Genomic DNA, 15617 nt, shown 5'->3' with positions numbered 1-15617 from the left:
TTTAGCATGTCTACCATTCTTGCTCTCTACTCTGTTATTCGAATACTGAGTTCAGTATCAAATAACTAATTTTAAATAAGTACAAATAGAGAGCATGAAATAGCGAATAGATTGCAAAATGCTTGGAGGGTATACGTTGTTAACAGGCGATTTTTGGCAGGTCTTTCCACTTAGTTGTGTATTGCGGGGACAGCATTTCGCGACGCATGCCCCAAGATGTGTTTGTTGGTGTTCCTTGTGCAGCCAGAAAAATAGTGTCAGCGCCATATTTCGCGTTAATCTGATCAAACGAAGCCATTAACTTGTCATTATTGGGTTGTGGGTTAAATAGATCGGCTTGCTCATGCTTACCATCAACGAGATCAATTAGCCCAACACCTACTTTGTAATATTGAACGCCTTCTTTATAGAGTGAGTGTGCAAGAGCACAAGCCGCACTGGTTAAGGTATCAACGTCAGCTGTCGCATACTCAAATCGATGAGTCGCTTTGTAACTAACCGGCTTTTCGTCAAATGGTGAATTTCCTGCAAAGCAAACCAACACTTTACAAAGTGACTGTTGATCGCGGATCTTGCGTGAAGCAATGCCCACATGCAGGCTGATTGCTTGTCTAAGTTCATCGAATTCCGTTATGCGCTTACCCAAACTGCGCGTGGAAAACACCTGTTGTTTGTCGGCTCTTGCTACATCGAATGGAATGCACTTTTCACCATTGAGTTCTCGTATTGTGCGCTCTACACCGACATCGAATTCTTTTCTCGCCTTCGATGGTGACAAATTCGCTAATTGCGCTGCAGTAGTAATACCCATGAACTGAAGGGCCGTAGTACGTTTCCGGCCAATTCCCCATACCGAGCCCACGTCGATAGCCTTGAGAACTTGTTGGGTTTCTTTCACTGAATCCAAAACACATACCCCCTGATAACCAGGGATTTTTTTCGCTGCATGATTCGCCAATTTTGAAAGGGTGAGCGTCGGGCCGGTTCCCACACAGACCGGGATCCGACACTCTTTCCATATTGCCTTTCTAATTGCTGCGCCATGCTCTCGTAAACAAGGGATGTTTACGCACTTCTCCAGATTTAGGAAGCTTTCGTCGATAGAATAGATCAGTTGTTCAGGTCCAAAACGTGCAATCACTTGCATCATTCGGAAGCTCAAACTAGAGTACAATTCGTAATTCGATGAGAAGACTGTAACGCCATGTTGCTCGCATAATGCCTTGATTTTAAAGTAAGGTTCGAATTTAGGAATGTTCAAGGCTTTCGCTTGATTATTTACCGCTACGGCACAACCGTCGTTGTTACTAACGGTGATCACTGGCTTACCGCGTAAATCGGGTCTGAATACCTGATGGCAAGAATTGTAGAAAGAATTTCCGTCTATCAATGAATACATAGTTAACCCGAAAACATTGTTGATACGCGATGTAATCTAATGGAACTCGACACCACTCCTTCTATTGAGAAGCAATCGTGGTCATCAATTTTGACCGGTTTCATCGAATCGTTTGCACTGAGTAAGCGACGACCTTTGATATCTAAAATTTTACAAACCAGCTCACCGTTTAAATTTGCTATGATAGTGTCGTGTTCCTTTGCAGTAAGAGCTCGGTCAACAATCAGTACATCACCTGAAAATATGCCTACCCCTTGCATGCTGTCTCCCTGCGCCAGAGCTAAAAAAGTCGATGATGGGTGTTCCACCAGCAGCTCATCGAGACTCAACTCCAGTTGTTTATATTCAGCAGCTGGGGACTCAAAACCAACCACACCTGCACTCACCGGATAAGTTAAAATATTCATAAATCGATACTGTTCATTTATACAGTGTGATTCTAGCCTTGAATTTAGATAAAAGGCAAGTGAATGTCTTTCAAAGATTCCGAATCTACAGAAGTTGGGGTGTGATGTAGGTTGAGACGGCGCTTCTTTGAGGTGAAGAGCCCTGTATACGATAACATAATGTGCTATCGTATTAATTCTTGTTTAGACCAATATATCTATTATCTCAATATTTGGGTTTTGAACAAATAATGTTAAGTTATTGCAATAATTGATAAATTTTAAAGGTGTTACCATGCCATTAGTTAGGTTTGCAGTTTTGGTCGTTATACTATGTTTCGCTTGGTTGGCTCTAGTTCATATTTTCAATGACTATGGTGTCGGGGTTGGTCTGATCTGTTTGGGCTTGTTTATGTTTCTCGGAAGGAAGCTATCAAAGAGAACGCTGTCAAAACTCAAGTCTCGACAGCAGTAAACCATTCACTCGCACACAATACCATCCCCGTCTCGGTCAGACATGAAGGCGTATGCTGGGTCATGCGCCGTTACTGGTGCAATCCCATGATTTCGAGCTTCTGAGCAAGTGATTCGTCCATTGTTGTTGTCGTCATACATTGACAACGCATCTCCCGTCGTTTGGCTGATGTATTCGGTAGGCGTACTTCCTGCAGGTGGGTAAAACACCATCTCAAACGACTGACAATTCTTGATAACACTCTCCAACGTGTTTACTTCGACAGGGTTTACACTAAGTCCATACTTAGTTTTTATTTGAATGACACGTTGCGCAAACCAACATTGGTTTCTTGGTGGTAACCACTCGCCTGCATCCAAACCGCATTTCCCTGTAGCGCTACAACGGTTCACGGCTGGGGATGCAAGAGTTAAGTTCAATAGATCGGTTGCAAATGCTTTTCTCGTTTCTGCGCTCGCAGCACAGAGTCCACTATCATGCCCCTCACTCGCAGCAACAATATGCTCAATGTCTGTCTCAGACGTCGACTGGTAGTAGATTCCTGTATATGGACCGTAAATATGGCCTTCCATACTTTCCACTATGGCGTGCTCTACAGAGGCTGGGTAAGGATACTGAGTTTTCTTGTCATAGGGTGAGCAACGATGCTCTTTCGCAACAACCAACCCACGCCACATTTCATTTCCTACAGATGAAAACGAAACGAGCAAAGCAATTAAATAAACTAGATTACGAATGATCCCTATCATAACTTTCTCCATGGTGATACTTCACGTTACAATGTCACTAAATCTATGACCAACAACTGGTTAATATCTGTGACCACAGTCGTTGGCCTTTCTTAAGACCGCGTATATCGACGACTTTCACGCTAACAGGCGTTCCTACTAGACTGGTTTCATATTTCTTGCATGTCTTTATGTTATATAAGTTTCCAGACGCATTAGCCAGTGGGATGCCTAATTCTTTTGACAGTCGCGCAGCAGTATAATGTTCACCAGACTCCAACATAAATGATGCCACCTCTTGAGTGCTCATTTTATCCTTTGTCTCACATATAGTACTTGAGATGTCTGAAGCCATAACCCTCACACCCCTTTATATTGACCAGCATCATATTCGCGCATGATATTGGTCACTGTGAGCTCAGATACCTCTATTTCACCGTCTATACCACGAGTTGTATCTGAAAAACGGACACGGAGTGTTTCACCAGTATCTTCGATGACTTGGGCATGTATTTGCTGACCACTCGATGAATACCCTCGACCAGTATTAAACGTGATTTCACTTTCTTTTTTTTGCATATCTCAACTCCTGAAATTGGATTTAATCTGGATATACAACATCGATCGGGTTTGTTGAGGACTAGCTCGTTTCGGCCATCACTATTTTTGGCTGCGGCCATTGTTATGCTGGATTGTTCATGATTGAATGGATAATCTTAAAAGTTTCAACTCACTGTTTTATGGACAGTATATTGGGAGTCGAAGCAATTGAAGGACGGCGGGTTGCAATACGTATCTCGCATATTGACTAATAAATATAATGTTTCATTTTCAACTCTAATACTCATTGATGCTACGAGAAATGGTAACTTAATGACTGTGATAGCAGCACTTTACGGAATCGAAAGCAGCAGTGGTCAGTCATACCAATTCCTTAGTGATACCGTTAAACACGCCAACAAAAAAGCAACACTACCTATTTTCCAAATCACGAATATGACCAGACATGACTTAATAGAAATGGGAATAGACCCGGTTTCCGGAAGGCGTCCACGCTGGCTGTCGTTAACCAAATACGGATCGACTATCCTAAAAGAATACGACAAATTGATGTATGAATAAGGCTCCCATATTGAGAGCCTTGTCAGTACTATCTTTACTTTTAATACGCGTTATTTAATCTTCGGGTTCTTGTAAGCGCAGGGCTATTTCTAACTGATTCCAAAAAAATTCATCAAGTCTACTATATGTTTCTGTGCTTAACGGTACGCTCTCTTCTGTTGTAAATATAACTTCATCAATACATTCTCTTTGGAGACTACCTTGGCGTATTCGCTCTCTTATTAACTCATTTAGTTGTTCGTCTGTAGTGTCTAATGTCCATTGCCCACTCGACGCTAATTCACCTTCCATTGCTAGTTTAAGGTTAATCACATTTTCCATAAGGGCTTCTCTAAACATTGAGCTAAACATATCAGCGAATATCCTTTTTGGTATTTTCCATTTGAATATATTAGCAAGAATTTACGAGTTTTGTTTTCCCTCTATTTTCCCCTTAAATCCCTGTCCACTTTAATAAGCTGAGAAACACAGTTGTCTACAGGTACAATAAGATCTATGTTGTATATCAGAGCATCGTTATGCAAACGAAGTAAGCCAAGTTCTGTCTAGTTAAGTTAATTAGCTAAACAAATGAAACAAGCAGCTAAGAGTGAAGTTATGTCATATAAGACCTTGAAACACGATTCATTTAATCAGTTCGTCATCGCTCCATCTGGAGCTGGTATGTCTTTCTCAATGAGCGAAAAGAAATGCGGTGATCAGTTGTTCGTTAATTCTGATAATCAGTGCGTCTTCGCTCCATCTGTAACTGGTATGTCTTTCTCAATGAGCGAAAGCAATGCAGCGAATCGTAAATGGGAAATGCAGTGTAACTAAGTAACGCTGCCAATTTTGGATGAGACTTTAATGCTCAGTAATGAGCTTTATTTCATTTCCCAATTTTTGATGGAAAGAAACCCAATAGGTCCTAGTGCAAAACTGTACATGACGGCCCAGATCTTCCACGAAGTGGTTTCGTGAGGGTTCTTAATCCATACGAGAATTGCGGGAGCGGTGCGCATCCAACCCAAAACCCAAATGTGATATAGAAGATCACCAATAACCATAGTTCTTGCATGCGTTGAACTCCTTTTAGTGCATAGCTACTTTTCCTCGACGCATTCTTGATGCGCTACTGACAGTTGCTTGGTTTTCAGATGCTTCAAAACAACAGCATTTTCATTGACCTTTGCATTGCAATATGGGCATCGAGAAAAGCAATCAACACCTATGTTCTCAACCACTCCACTGGCAATGTATTCGTCATATATGGCCCATGTTGTCTTTAGCTACTAATTGTATACAATAACATAATACGTTATCTAAGAGTCTTCCAGAATGACAAACCGCAACGCTGATTGGGTACGTTTCTTCAAACTAGAAGAACAGTTCTTCGACGATGTACTCTCTTCCTCAAGTGAAGTTGAGTCCTTTGGTTCGCATTGCTACCCAAAATACGGTGAGGAATTTACCGAATCGGGACATCTACGACTGACCAAACCTCAACATATTCGATGGATAGGTCACGTCAATGGCGATCTAAACCTATTCAATAAACTTCAGAATCAAGCAAAAGAAATTTATGACCTACATCAGTCTTTAACGCTTTCTGAAAAAAGGTGCTCCCGTGAACCTATTTTTTTAGTGGACGCTATTCGTATAGGTGTTTACAAAAACGTTGCGCACTCATCTAATCTAATCACTAGTTCTGACGAAGTGAGTTTAGTGCGAGGTAAATATACCGATACACCAGATAATGATATTCAAAAATACAATGAAATGAGAGAACAGTTAATTGACCTTGGGTTCAGTACCGCTACCGTTTCGTTAGCTCCAGTAACACTCTCTTTAAAAGTAAGCACGCAAGAGTTAGTGAACTACTTTGGTCGCGAAGATATAGTGTATAGGAGACAAACAGGTCACCAATATCGCAGCCGAGTATATTGGGATCGACAATCTAGACCGATGAAACTTGGTTTCTTTATTAGCTTATCTCCAATTACTTACCATTGCGTTGTCTCTCCAAGAGAATCACGCGAAGACTCGTACCTAAACAGTGGCGAAGCCATTCCTTTCGTCGGTCCTTGCGATGGTGAGTTTTGGATCAGCAAGACCTCATAATGCGGTTTATGAGGTCCCTAACCACTTAACTTATGCTTGCTCTTCGACGTCTGACGATTCGGCAGTCTTTTTCTCAGCGATCATCTTTTTCGTACCACCGATAGCTAACAATAAGCCACCGACAGTTGGAAGTAATTGAAGCATCGCGAGATTTTTAACATCTTGCGGAAGATTGTTTCGTAAAGCTACTTCGGCAATGAATTCAAATAGTGGGTAGCCATTTACTGCGGCTTGGAAAAAAAATGACAGACCGCAACACAGCATTAGTATCAAACCAATGCACGTAATTCTAAAGTTAAAGTTCTTCATGTTGTTGTTCATAATGTACCTTATTTATGCTGACTGATTGGTTCAGTTCATTTATACACGCCCCATTCTCTCCTTTTAGAAATTAGCGAAGCCAATATCGCACCTTAATTGACAAAGCATCGCTTCAGTGACCGACAGCTCGGTAAACGTAACCCCAATCTCATAGTCGTATCAATTTAATCGCTGATATAGCCCTGCTTATTTGAATTTCTTGGTTCGACACTGAGATATCCTCAGCTTACGTAGCCAATCTAAACCCGTGATTTTGGGTTGGCGTTGAAATTTTCTGCGGTTTAGTGCTATTGCACAGCCCCCAATACGCACGTTTCCCACAGCGTTCGCAGCAAAAGAAAACTGGAGTAAATGATGACTACAAATACGACTTCGACCAACACAGAAACCAATAGTACTGTCCGGTTAGTGGCGGCATTAAAGGTTTTAGGTGTCACCGATGATACGCCCCTGCATTTGCGCCAATTGCTCATAAGCAGCATTTTATCGGTCGCGAAATTTAATGATGATGCAGATTTAATTGATATTTGTGAGTTTTCTCTGGCTCGTTTGCAAACCGAACTTGAGGATGATGTCAGAGAAAACGCGGGTTCACCGATTCATTAATAAGAGGAACAAGCCATGAAATTCAATCCAAGGAACATCCTTTCTGGCATGGTCATACACTTACTGATGACTGTCGGTGTTGCACACGCGGAATCTGACCGAGTGAATCTCCACACTTGGAAGCAGTACGGCGCAGCGGCTTCGGGAAACTGGGCGGTAAGTCAAGATGGCCAAAGCGTGTATCAAAGCATTAATGGTGCGCCTACCGCGTTTATGAGTGCCAACAAGTATGAGTATCGAACCTTCAAAGGGATCATACAGGTTGATGCAGGAGCCGGTGATGATGACTATATCGGTTTCATTTACGGCGACCCTACTGCTGGTGGCTTTTACCTGTTCTCTTGGAAAAAGCTACCGACCTCTGCAGACAGTGGTTTCAGTTTGATTTATTTCGATGGAACCCTAGATCAGATGAGCGATTATGGGTGGACGGTTCATGATGTCGAACAAGGTAAAAATACTATCTTAGGCAAAAAGCGAAACGTAGAGTGGATGCACGGCCAGCCCTATCAATTTGAAATGCAGCTGTTTCCCAATAGGATTGTGACCAAGTTAGATGGCGCAACAATATTTGATGTCAACAACCTGACCGTAGCTCCGGGATACTTCGGCTTTTTTAACTGGTCACAAGGGAAGGTGCGTTACAATTCCATTCAGCAACTATATCCACCTATAGCTGAACACAAAACAGGGGATATCTCTCAAGGTGTGCCTTTTACGGTAACTGGCACATGGACGGATAGGAACACAACGGATAGCCACAGCTGCATGGTAAGCCAACAGCCTTATTATGGTACTGTGACGATGACTCCCCCGTGTACCTTTACTTATACCCCATCACCTGACCATGATGGCATTCAGACATTTAAATACAGAGTGACTGACGAATCGAACTTGTTTACTGACGGCAATGTCGATGTAAATGTACGATCAAGCGGCACTTCCTTCACCTTGCCTCCACACCTTGTGTCTGGTCAAATAAAGAATGTCTTCACCCAAATTAAATCAACAAGGACTGACGGTAAACCGGTCGTGAATATAATCAATAAGCCTAACTTCATGCGATTAAATGAGTTGGGTGTCATTGAAATGAATCCAACTGACGATGATCTTGGCATGCATCACGACATCACCTTCGAAACAAGCGATGGACTCAAGACGTACAATGCAGGGACATTCGATATTCAGGTTATACCCTCGACAAACAATGACTACTTGAACCAAAATTTTGAGATTATCACTTCCGATGTGCAGCTGCTTGACTTAGACAATACGCCTCACACCCTCGTGACCATTCCAGCACTTGAAAGTGGTGAGGGTAATTTAGTAGAAGGCCCACATGAGGCTCTAATCACCGCTGATGTTAATAACACTCATGACATGATGGTCGGTGATAAGGTTGCCGCACCTGGTGATACGGTATCGATAACCGTTAACCTTGATAAAGCAGGGTCAGCTCTACCCATATTCTATTTTACTCCGGATGCGGAAGTTGCGAATTTCAGCATTGAATTCCCTTGGATTGACTCACCTCACGATTGGCGTTACGTCGTACAAAGAACATGCTCAGATGCCGACTCTAATCGATGTGATCGAACATTGGAGATGGACAGATTGAAAGCGCCAACAGGCAACCTTCAAGTCTTTCTAAGAAAGAGTGCAAATGCTGAGTATCATAGTTATGGATTTGCCGACGTTTCCACTTGGCGTAATTCTGACTTGGATGAAAACCTTGCGACACTCAGTGACGGTGACTTGGTGGCCATTAACATCAACCAGAAGACAGCTGCTCTAAATGACTTCATCAATCAGGTCATTACACAGTTTGGTGATGGGGATTTGAGCACCAAGCTATCGAACATAGAAGATCAAGCGATCTTGCTGTATCGAATCGGAAGTGGGGTAAAAGAATATAAAACCCAAAAGAGTAACCGCTGGGGGACTTCTTCGGTTACATGGATAAGCCTAACTGAATGAAGGAAATGGAATGAAATTGAAGATAAATGCTCCTTCGGGGAGCATTTTTTTAGTTTATTTGTTCAGGAATACGAACGCCATGGCTACGTAACACACGAATGATGTGTGATTGAACGTAAGCCAGCGTGCATTCGCACCCTTCAAAGTAACCTTTGTCTATATCTAAGCTCGTATTTCTACGTTGCTTTTTGAGTTTTTCATCTTCACGAAAGTCGCATAAGAGTTCTCGCAAATCATCTTCTAAACTGCTCGATGGTTTGGTGGATTGCTCTTGGTTCACAGACGTGGATGCTTGAAGTTTTAACCATGACCAAATAAAGCTCTTATTGGAATTCACCGCTTCAGCAAACCGTTCGACGGAGCGAATGGAGTGATATTCGGCGTATTGTTCCCATAATGGTTTGGCAACTGAATCGGTTAAACACGCTACAAAATTAAACGACAATGTTTCTTGGATATCATTATTCCCTGCTCGAAGTGGAACCACTATCGTGTCACCGAAGTCGATAAAAGAATGGGTAGCAGCCATTAGAAACTCAATCGAGTAATTGCGCGTGGGTGTAAGTAATCCGTGCTTTTTCGTATCAAAATCATGATGATTATCATGACGTCGTAAGCACAAGTATTCATGAAATGCAGTACTGAACTTACACGGTGTTAAAGATTGATCAATCATGACCCAATCGGAATCAATAACTCTATTGTACATGGGATGTCTCCTCATCATTTAGGGACAAGCCCATTACAGTTGGTAAGAATTCTCGTTGAAACTCTCCAGCCACCAGCACATCGCCAATATAAACAAATTGGGAACCTGGATGTTCTGCTGTCTCTGGTGAGAATTCAGGGTTCATGGCAAATTGACGAGTACACTCAACGGTTACGACCGTCCAGTCGCTGGACATGGCCATTTGCATACTCTTCTCTTTCGTGTGACCTTGATTGAGATAATATTCATAACTTTGCTCAACTAAGCGTTCATCACGGATTGTGAGTTGTTCACCTAAAGGGATTGTCTCTGCACCAAACTTACAATCTGCAAGTACAGTGGAAGAAAACAAGCCGATGATAGTAGTGAGTGCAAATTTGCTCATGAAGTTACATTTCAAATTTGCGCATTTTGTTGTGAAAGACATGGTAGTTCCTCGGTATAGTTCGTGCGTATGCACATGGGGTTTAGTAAGTGCAGGTGTCATTTTTTAGAATGAATATCGATTTCTGAGCTGCATGATTTAAGTACCACCTCAAGATTCTCTTCAGGAATCTCGTTAACTAGGCGACCTAAAAAATATTCCACAACGACGGCTACATCAGCACCTTCTAGATGCATCGCGACCGGTTCTGCCATGGCTTTTTCTGTCATTTCAATATTCATAATCACACCTGTTGCTGTGAGGGTAGTTGTCTAATTTTCCAAGCTATTCCTTGTGGGAATGACCTAGCGTAGCGATACACATTTTCTGCCTCTGTATCTTCAAACTTTTTCTGCTTCACCTTGCCGTTTATCTTGTAGAACAAAATAAAGTCAGCAAACTTACTTATTGGAATGTTTCGTGGCATGAGTTAGCTCCTCCAAGAACTGGAATTTGAGACGTACTAGGCCACCGCACGGGTAAGCTAATAGGTCCCGTGTTGGGTTAAGGTTATGGGGGTTAAGAGCGGATCTTTGTTTCTATGTTTGTTGGGAAACAAACTTCGAATGGGGAGTTACTTCTTTAGAAGTGCTTGTATCTCATCGTCCTGTAGAAGATGGTCAATTCGAGCAATAATGCAGTCGCCTGCGTAACTATCTAATTTGACACTTTGAGCTTTCAACTCATTGAATGAGCGATAAGTCTCTAAAAGCAAATTTGACGGTGGTCTTTTGAGCAATTTAATGCGTCTGACAGTTTTAATAAGACTGATTTCGATATCCACTAAAGCTGACATTTGTTCGAAAGTAGTCATATGAGATCTCCATTTATTCAATGGCAAACAGGGGTATAAAAATCACTAAATCAAGACTTCGACAATAGGTACATTAACGTAGCCGGTTTTGTATGATCTTCCTGTTAGCTTAATGATTCCGGCCTCAACAAGAACATGTTCAATTCCAGTATTTTCACTGAAATTCTTGATGCATGTTTCATTCTCTAAAAGAGAGTCAGTTGGAACACAGGTTGTTGCAACACAAATGCGTTCACCGGGAAAGGTGTCGTTGTTAATGTTGTTATCGGTTTCAGCAGCAATCAGCTCAAGCGCAATTACACCGTTAGCGTAGTGACGTTTAACAATGCGGCAATCAAAACCAAGGAAGTTAAGTGCATTCATATCTGGACTCCAGTTATTCATGGGACTAGTTGGGGTATAAACAAGAGTTGTATTTGAAGGTTGGTAACTCTGGGGAGTTAATAGGGGCAGTCAAAGGACTGATTACATTTCAGATGGCGTAATAACCAGGTGAGCTAGAGGGTGATCCTCGCTGTCCAAGTGGACAGTGTGTTACTCAATTTGCCCTTTTACTATGGCAAAGTAATGAGTCTCAGTTTCCAATTAGTCAGCTTATTTTGCTTGTTTTGAGTACGCGTGCTTTCTAACCATTGCAGATAGCGCACACGTACATCGTGACCGTGGGTTTCAATCATTACCTATTCAAATCGATATAGTTCTCATGAAGATTGATGACTATTATCGCTGGACAATAAGTTTGAAACTGTAGTGGCATAGTGAATTTGGTCACTTAGTTAGAGGTGATATCATCACCTCATAAATTAACAGGTGACACTATGACAAAACGTACAAGACGGTTATTTAGCGCAGAATTTAAGTTAGAAGCAGCGCAGTTAGTTCTAGACCAAAACTACTCAGTGACTGAAGCAGCCCAAGCCATGAATGTGGGTAAATCCACAATGGATAAATGGGTTCGCCAGTTAAGAGAAGAGCGCCAAGGGAAAGCACCGAAAGCTTCACCTATGACCCCTGAGCAAATAGAAATTAGGGAATTAAAAAAGAAACTGGCTCGCCTTGAAGAGCATAATGAAATACTAAAAAAAGCAACGGCTCTGTTGATGTCGGACTCACTGAACAATTCTTGATAATCAAGAAACTCAAGCAGAGCTATAGCGTAAAAACATTATGCGAAGTCTTAAATGTTCATCGAAGTAGTTATAACTATTGGCTAAAACGCCCAACAGTAATTAATGCTGAAACAGTCAAACTTCGCAGCTTCGTTAGCGAAGCCCATGCTGCGAGTAATGGCTCTGCAGGAGCGAGAACCATTGCTGATATAGTGACAAACCAAGGCATGAATTTAAGCCGTTACCGAGCGACAAAGCTTATGAAAACACTTGGTTTAGTAAGCTGCCAAGTACCAAAACATCGTTACCGAAAATCCTCGCAGGAACATATTGAAGTTCCAAATCACTTAAGTCGACAGTTTGCTGTTACAGCACCAAATGAAGTCTGGGTTGGCGATGTTACGTATATTTGGACGGGTAATCGGTGGATGTATTTAGCGGTCGTTATCGACCTTTTTGCTCGTAAAGTGATTGGTTGGTCGATGTCTTTATCACCTGATAGTCGGCTAACAGGCAAAGCTTTGTCGATGGCTTATGAATCTCGCGGTAAGCCAAAAGATGTCATGTTCCATAGCGATCAAGGTAGTCACTATACCAGTCGTAAATACCGCCAATTACTGTGGCGTTTTCAAATAAAACAGAGTTTATCTCGCCGAGGAAACTGCTGGGATAATGCGCCGATGGAGCGCTTCTTTAGAAGTCTGAAAACGGAATGGGTGCCAACGATGGGTTATCGTAGCTTTGCTGAGGCTCAACAAGAGATCACTCGCTACATCATTGGATATTACTGCCAACTCAGACCACATCAGTATAACGGTGGTCTAACTCCCAATGAGTCAGAACGATTATATTGGGAAAACTCTAAAACCGTGGCCAATTTTAGTTGACCACTACAAACTTTTCTACGTCCCAAAGCGTGTGTCTAGGTACTACCAGAATCCAATACTGACCATAAAGATCAATGCATAGACTCAATCAACGTAATGACTGGAACGTCACATTGCCTCTAGTTATCTCTTCATGAACTTTCGGGCGGTGCTTAAAATTGACTAAAACTTCATACTCTTGCCCAAATTCAACATTGTCACCAAATGGACCTATAATAGCCTTTACATTTGTATCAACTGGAACCTCGATTACACATATTTTTATGGGCTTTGTATAACCATTTTTCAATGCGTGGTAAATCGCGATGTAAGGAGACAAAGTTGTAGATACAGGTTTGGTCCAGTCATCATTTTCATTTTCAGAACAGACACCGCGAAACAAAATCTGACCTTTGGCTAATGAAAGACCTTTCTCCTGTATTTCCATATCTAAATGGCTCTTCTCCGCTTAGATGAGCTTGATTTCCGGATAAATGGTAGAGTGAGTTTCTAGGATTGAGGTTTGTCTAATCTTCAATTTAAAGTAATCAGTATCCCTTACTCCTCGGGCTCTCCGTCTAAGAAGACCTATCGATACATTCCCTGCTTCCACTCGGGCATTCGTCAGCTTATATTTTGCATAGTTGCAGATCCCAACTCTTCTCTCCCAAAGCGCGTCTGCAAAGTTGATGAGAGATAAGATCCTCGTCTTTTTAGCAAGCTGGCACCACGCATCAAGCGCTGCGATCATCAAGTCAAAATTACGTTCATCCCATAAGGCTTGAAGCTGCTCTTTGAGCATATAAATCGTACAAAGAGTCTTATTGCTTTCCAGTAAATCATCTAGCCTATCTGACTGCTTATCGCTTAATTTCGGCGCATTTTTGAGGAGTAAAAATAGCGTCCCTTTAAGCATTTTCTTCTCGTCATGTGTTCCTTTCCTAAACGCTTTATTACGCTCTTTCCTTATCAGAAGAGAGTAGTTCTGCATAACGTGAAACCGGTCAAAAACGATGTCTGCATTCGGAAGAGCGTTTCTCACTGCTGATTGGTAAGATTGCCCCATATCCATTGATACCGCTTGGATGCCGTCTCTCGTTTGCGGTGATAATTGTTCAAAAAAGTTGATGAGTACGTTTGAAGTCCGCCCATGGTCAACCCAAATAAGTTGTCCTGAAACGAGATCATAAACGACGGTCATATAATCATGGCCTTTAGCCCTGGCGACTTCATCAACGCCAATATGAACAAGGTTGGTCAACTTCTTAGGCTCTAAAGCAGGCAAGGTAGAGAGAAGGAATGCTTTATCGATATTTTTCACGGTTTCCCAGCGTATGTCTAAATGCTTCGACACTGCGTGGATGCTCATATAGCGGCACAGTCCACTAATAAAGTGACAGAACCTCTTTGTATAACGACTCCCCTTATCAACAAAATCAGCCTCTTCAATCAACCTTCGGCCGAGCCTATCCCTTGTCTGAGCCAATTCAATTTCTATAACGCAAGGGCGACCACTGACAGGTAAATCCGACAGGCGACGGTGAACGTAGTGGTCGACGGTGCGCGGAGCTCCAGTCTCAGGATCAACAACTTTACAGCGTCTATCTCGCTTGCACTTGACGAGTACTGAATGAGAGCTTTCTTCAAGCGTTACAGACTGTACGGATTGGCCTTTAAAGTTAAATAGAGCGGAAGATAATAACGACAAACTACAACACTGATATATAAGGTGGGAAGCGATTGTAAATCAATGTGTTAGCGGTTTTATTGTTAGTTTATAGACTCATCTAAGCGGAGAAGAGCCTTAATTCTAATCCGATGAAAGAGAGTCAGGCCAAGCTTATTTTAGGCGCATGTAGGTTGAAAATCGTATTGCTCAGAAGCCGCCTGAGTTATACGGAAACTTTCGACAATTTCTGAATTTCATACACTAGTCGTTAAGCAATACGGGCATTAGATTTAGCGTGAGGATGATTGGCGTTATGATTGGTCATGTACAGCAACGGGATAAGCTCTTCTAATAAGCGTTGTAAAGCAGAGGTACTTCAGTGAAATTTGGAAGAAAATGAACCATGTTGGTGCGGCTCAAAGAAAAAATATAAACGTTGTCATTTAGGGTGTGATAAACAAGCTCCAGTTGATAAAGGCACGATAATGAAAGAGATGAATAGCTTCGATTCAAAAAAACTCTTTAGCGTGACAGAATCGATGAAATCTGAATGTTCAAAGAAAATCATCAAAGCGCATTCAGTATCAAAAAGCTCCGCCCTAAAATCTATAGCAGCAGATGGACATGTTTATACTACTTGCAAAACAAATCATGATTTCTCTATGTCTAAAAGAGTCCACCCCAAGAAAGTAGGTATTAACCAAGCCTCAGTCTTTACTGGTTTTTGCTCCGATTGAATATAATGCGTTTGATAAGAGTCCATACCATTGTTTTCTCGTGGAATATCGTTCTTTATGCCGAGAACTTTTTGTAAAAGAGAGCGTTGAAAAAACATTTTTCTTTATAACAAGCAATTCAAGCAGATTCGCACAGCTTGGCATTTTGGTGTTCACTTCGTTAGTGATTGTACTC

At 41.8% G+C, this 15617-nt stretch carries 22 protein-coding genes; 7 read left to right on the top strand and 15 right to left on the bottom strand.

The features are described 5' to 3' along the window. Nucleotides 1-139: 139 nt before the first annotated feature. The 4 genes from BCT81_RS05835 to BCT81_RS05810 form a co-directional block, all read right to left on the bottom strand. Nucleotides 140-1399, bottom strand: coding sequence for a Y-family DNA polymerase (locus BCT81_RS05835; RefSeq protein ID WP_102423496.1), 1260 nt, complete (start codon nucleotides 1397-1399; stop codon nucleotides 140-142). A gap of 2 nt (nucleotides 1400-1401) precedes the next feature. Further along, nucleotides 1402-1806: a S24 family peptidase gene (locus tag BCT81_RS05830; protein WP_102423495.1), complete on the bottom strand. Its 405-nt coding sequence runs from the start codon at nucleotides 1804-1806 to the stop codon at nucleotides 1402-1404. A 459-nt stretch (nucleotides 1807-2265) separates the two neighbouring features. Next, entirely contained in the window at nucleotides 2266-3009 is a 744-nt protein-coding gene (locus BCT81_RS05820; protein ID WP_157938855.1) for an excalibur calcium-binding domain-containing protein, read from the bottom strand. A 339-nt stretch (nucleotides 3010-3348) separates the two neighbouring features. Continuing rightward, a complete protein-coding gene (locus BCT81_RS05810; RefSeq protein ID WP_102423491.1) occupies nucleotides 3349-3567 on the bottom strand; it encodes a hypothetical protein in 219 nt (72 codons plus the stop codon). Between the two features lie 294 nt (nucleotides 3568-3861). On the opposite strand from BCT81_RS05810, the gene BCT81_RS05805 reads away from it, so the two are divergent. Further along, nucleotides 3862-4110: a hypothetical protein gene (locus BCT81_RS05805; RefSeq protein ID WP_102423490.1), complete on the top strand. Its 249-nt coding sequence runs from the start codon at nucleotides 3862-3864 to the stop codon at nucleotides 4108-4110. Between the two features lie 54 nt (nucleotides 4111-4164). On the opposite strand, the gene BCT81_RS05800 is transcribed toward BCT81_RS05805, so the two are convergent. Then, nucleotides 4165-4431: a hypothetical protein gene (locus BCT81_RS05800; protein ID WP_132714597.1), complete on the bottom strand. Its 267-nt coding sequence runs from the start codon at nucleotides 4429-4431 to the stop codon at nucleotides 4165-4167. A gap of 276 nt (nucleotides 4432-4707) precedes the next feature. On the opposite strand from BCT81_RS05800, the gene BCT81_RS05795 reads away from it, so the two are divergent. Beyond that, complete coding sequence (locus tag BCT81_RS05795; protein WP_102423488.1) at nucleotides 4708-4926, top strand: hypothetical protein; 219 nt, start codon at nucleotides 4708-4710, stop codon at nucleotides 4924-4926. A gap of 501 nt (nucleotides 4927-5427) precedes the next feature. Continuing rightward, a complete protein-coding gene (locus tag BCT81_RS05785; RefSeq protein ID WP_102423486.1) occupies nucleotides 5428-6210 on the top strand; it encodes a hypothetical protein in 783 nt (260 codons plus the stop codon). Between the two features lie 30 nt (nucleotides 6211-6240). On the opposite strand, the gene BCT81_RS05780 is transcribed toward BCT81_RS05785, so the two are convergent. Further along, on the bottom strand, nucleotides 6241-6531 hold the full coding sequence (locus BCT81_RS05780; RefSeq protein WP_086715503.1) for a hypothetical protein: 291 nt from the start codon (nucleotides 6529-6531) through the stop codon (nucleotides 6241-6243). Between the two features lie 351 nt (nucleotides 6532-6882). On the opposite strand from BCT81_RS05780, the gene BCT81_RS05775 reads away from it, so the two are divergent. Together BCT81_RS05775 and BCT81_RS05770 are read left to right on the top strand one after the other, a co-directional pair. Continuing rightward, entirely contained in the window at nucleotides 6883-7137 is a 255-nt protein-coding gene (locus tag BCT81_RS05775) for a hypothetical protein (protein ID WP_133152573.1), read from the top strand. A gap of 15 nt (nucleotides 7138-7152) precedes the next feature. Continuing rightward, a complete protein-coding gene (locus BCT81_RS05770; RefSeq protein WP_086715505.1) occupies nucleotides 7153-9114 on the top strand; it encodes an Ig-like domain-containing protein in 1962 nt (653 codons plus the stop codon). Nucleotides 9115-9163: 49 nt separating this feature from the next. Here BCT81_RS05770 and BCT81_RS05765 read toward each other — a convergent pair whose 3' ends face one another. From BCT81_RS05765 to BCT81_RS29915, 7 genes are all read right to left on the bottom strand, one after another. Then, nucleotides 9164-9823 carry a hypothetical protein gene (locus BCT81_RS05765; RefSeq protein ID WP_102423484.1) on the bottom strand — a complete coding sequence of 220 codons (660 nt, stop codon included), beginning with the start codon at nucleotides 9821-9823 and terminating at the stop codon, nucleotides 9164-9166. Beyond that, entirely contained in the window at nucleotides 9813-10250 is a 438-nt protein-coding gene (locus BCT81_RS05760; RefSeq protein ID WP_102423483.1) for a hypothetical protein, read from the bottom strand. Before BCT81_RS05760 ends, BCT81_RS05765 begins: the two co-directional genes overlap by 11 nt. 56 nt (nucleotides 10251-10306) lie before the next feature. Next, nucleotides 10307-10489, bottom strand: a complete 183-nt coding sequence (locus BCT81_RS05755) for a hypothetical protein (RefSeq protein ID WP_102423482.1) — start codon at nucleotides 10487-10489, stop codon at nucleotides 10307-10309. A gap of 2 nt (nucleotides 10490-10491) precedes the next feature. Continuing rightward, nucleotides 10492-10674: a hypothetical protein gene (locus BCT81_RS05750; protein WP_081231393.1), complete on the bottom strand. Its 183-nt coding sequence runs from the start codon at nucleotides 10672-10674 to the stop codon at nucleotides 10492-10494. A gap of 147 nt (nucleotides 10675-10821) precedes the next feature. Then, on the bottom strand, nucleotides 10822-11061 hold the full coding sequence (locus BCT81_RS05745; RefSeq protein WP_081231392.1) for a hypothetical protein: 240 nt from the start codon (nucleotides 11059-11061) through the stop codon (nucleotides 10822-10824). A 45-nt stretch (nucleotides 11062-11106) separates the two neighbouring features. Next, nucleotides 11107-11424 carry a hypothetical protein gene (locus BCT81_RS05740; RefSeq protein WP_081231391.1) on the bottom strand — a complete coding sequence of 106 codons (318 nt, stop codon included), beginning with the start codon at nucleotides 11422-11424 and terminating at the stop codon, nucleotides 11107-11109. Nucleotides 11425-11615: 191 nt separating this feature from the next. Next, nucleotides 11616-11738 (bottom strand): hypothetical protein, encoded by a 123-nt coding sequence (locus tag BCT81_RS29915; RefSeq protein WP_261901434.1) that lies wholly within the window; start codon nucleotides 11736-11738, stop codon nucleotides 11616-11618. Nucleotides 11739-11879: 141 nt separating this feature from the next. Between BCT81_RS29915 and BCT81_RS05735 the strand changes: the two genes are divergently transcribed. Then, a protein-coding gene (locus tag BCT81_RS05735; RefSeq protein WP_102423481.1) for an IS3 family transposase occupies nucleotides 11880-13057 on the top strand; the annotation gives its coding sequence in 2 pieces (ribosomal slippage) (nucleotides 11880-12138 and nucleotides 12138-13057; 1179 coding nt in all). Nucleotides 13058-13145: 88 nt separating this feature from the next. Here BCT81_RS05735 and BCT81_RS05730 read toward each other — a convergent pair. Together BCT81_RS05730 and BCT81_RS05725 are read right to left on the bottom strand one after the other, a co-directional pair. Continuing rightward, nucleotides 13146-13484 carry a hypothetical protein gene (locus BCT81_RS05730; RefSeq protein ID WP_102423480.1) on the bottom strand — a complete coding sequence of 113 codons (339 nt, stop codon included), beginning with the start codon at nucleotides 13482-13484 and terminating at the stop codon, nucleotides 13146-13148. Nucleotides 13485-13505: 21 nt separating this feature from the next. After that, the gene (locus tag BCT81_RS05725; RefSeq protein WP_032498467.1) at nucleotides 13506-14744 is read right to left on the bottom strand and encodes an ISL3-like element ISVa7 family transposase; all 1239 of its coding nucleotides are present in this window, start codon (nucleotides 14742-14744) and stop codon (nucleotides 13506-13508) included. Between the two features lie 347 nt (nucleotides 14745-15091). On the opposite strand from BCT81_RS05725, the gene BCT81_RS05720 reads away from it, so the two are divergent. Beyond that, the gene (locus BCT81_RS05720) at nucleotides 15092-15442 is read left to right on the top strand and encodes an SEC-C metal-binding domain-containing protein (protein WP_102423479.1); all 351 of its coding nucleotides are present in this window, start codon (nucleotides 15092-15094) and stop codon (nucleotides 15440-15442) included. Nucleotides 15443-15617 lie beyond the last annotated feature (175 nt).

This window comes from Vibrio sp. 10N.261.52.A1 (assembly GCF_002876325.1).
Lineage (GTDB): Bacteria > Pseudomonadota > Gammaproteobacteria > Enterobacterales > Vibrionaceae > Vibrio > Vibrio chagasii.
The sequence above is the reverse complement of the archived record's forward strand: the minus strand, read 5'-3'. Positions and strand labels throughout refer to the sequence as shown.

Bases quoted from the DNA above. Each gene is read 5' to 3' on its own strand.
- BCT81_RS05770 (WP_086715505.1), top strand. From the start codon at position 7,153: ATGAAATTCAATCCAAGGAACATCCTTTCTGGCATGGTCATACACTTA.
- BCT81_RS05780 (WP_086715503.1), bottom strand. From the start codon at position 6,531: ATGAACAACAACATGAAGAACTTTAACTTTAGAATTACGTGCATTGGT.
- BCT81_RS05830 (WP_102423495.1), bottom strand. From the start codon at position 1,806: ATGAATATTTTAACTTATCCGGTGAGTGCAGGTGTGGTTGGTTTTGAG.
- BCT81_RS05775 (WP_133152573.1), top strand. From the start codon at position 6,883: ATGATGACTACAAATACGACTTCGACCAACACAGAAACCAATAGTACT.
- BCT81_RS29915 (WP_261901434.1), bottom strand. From the start codon at position 11,738: ATGATTGAAACCCACGGTCACGATGTACGTGTGCGCTATCTGCAATGG.
- BCT81_RS05810 (WP_102423491.1), bottom strand. From the start codon at position 3,567: ATGCAAAAAAAAGAAAGTGAAATCACGTTTAATACTGGTCGAGGGTAT.
- BCT81_RS05750 (WP_081231393.1), bottom strand. From the start codon at position 10,674: ATGCCACGAAACATTCCAATAAGTAAGTTTGCTGACTTTATTTTGTTC.
- BCT81_RS05795 (WP_102423488.1), top strand. From the start codon at position 4,708: ATGTCATATAAGACCTTGAAACACGATTCATTTAATCAGTTCGTCATC.
- BCT81_RS05730 (WP_102423480.1), bottom strand. From the start codon at position 13,484: ATGGAAATACAGGAGAAAGGTCTTTCATTAGCCAAAGGTCAGATTTTG.
- BCT81_RS05820 (WP_157938855.1), bottom strand. From the start codon at position 3,009: ATGATAGGGATCATTCGTAATCTAGTTTATTTAATTGCTTTGCTCGTT.
- BCT81_RS05800 (WP_132714597.1), bottom strand. From the start codon at position 4,431: ATGGAAAATGTGATTAACCTTAAACTAGCAATGGAAGGTGAATTAGCG.
- BCT81_RS05760 (WP_102423483.1), bottom strand. From the start codon at position 10,250: ATGTCTTTCACAACAAAATGCGCAAATTTGAAATGTAACTTCATGAGC.
- BCT81_RS05740 (WP_081231391.1), bottom strand. From the start codon at position 11,424: ATGAATGCACTTAACTTCCTTGGTTTTGATTGCCGCATTGTTAAACGT.
- BCT81_RS05765 (WP_102423484.1), bottom strand. From the start codon at position 9,823: ATGTACAATAGAGTTATTGATTCCGATTGGGTCATGATTGATCAATCT.
- BCT81_RS05755 (WP_102423482.1), bottom strand. From the start codon at position 10,489: ATGAATATTGAAATGACAGAAAAAGCCATGGCAGAACCGGTCGCGATG.
- BCT81_RS05785 (WP_102423486.1), top strand. From the start codon at position 5,428: ATGACAAACCGCAACGCTGATTGGGTACGTTTCTTCAAACTAGAAGAA.
- BCT81_RS05835 (WP_102423496.1), bottom strand. From the start codon at position 1,399: ATGTATTCATTGATAGACGGAAATTCTTTCTACAATTCTTGCCATCAG.
- BCT81_RS05745 (WP_081231392.1), bottom strand. From the start codon at position 11,061: ATGACTACTTTCGAACAAATGTCAGCTTTAGTGGATATCGAAATCAGT.
- BCT81_RS05805 (WP_102423490.1), top strand. From the start codon at position 3,862: ATGACTGTGATAGCAGCACTTTACGGAATCGAAAGCAGCAGTGGTCAG.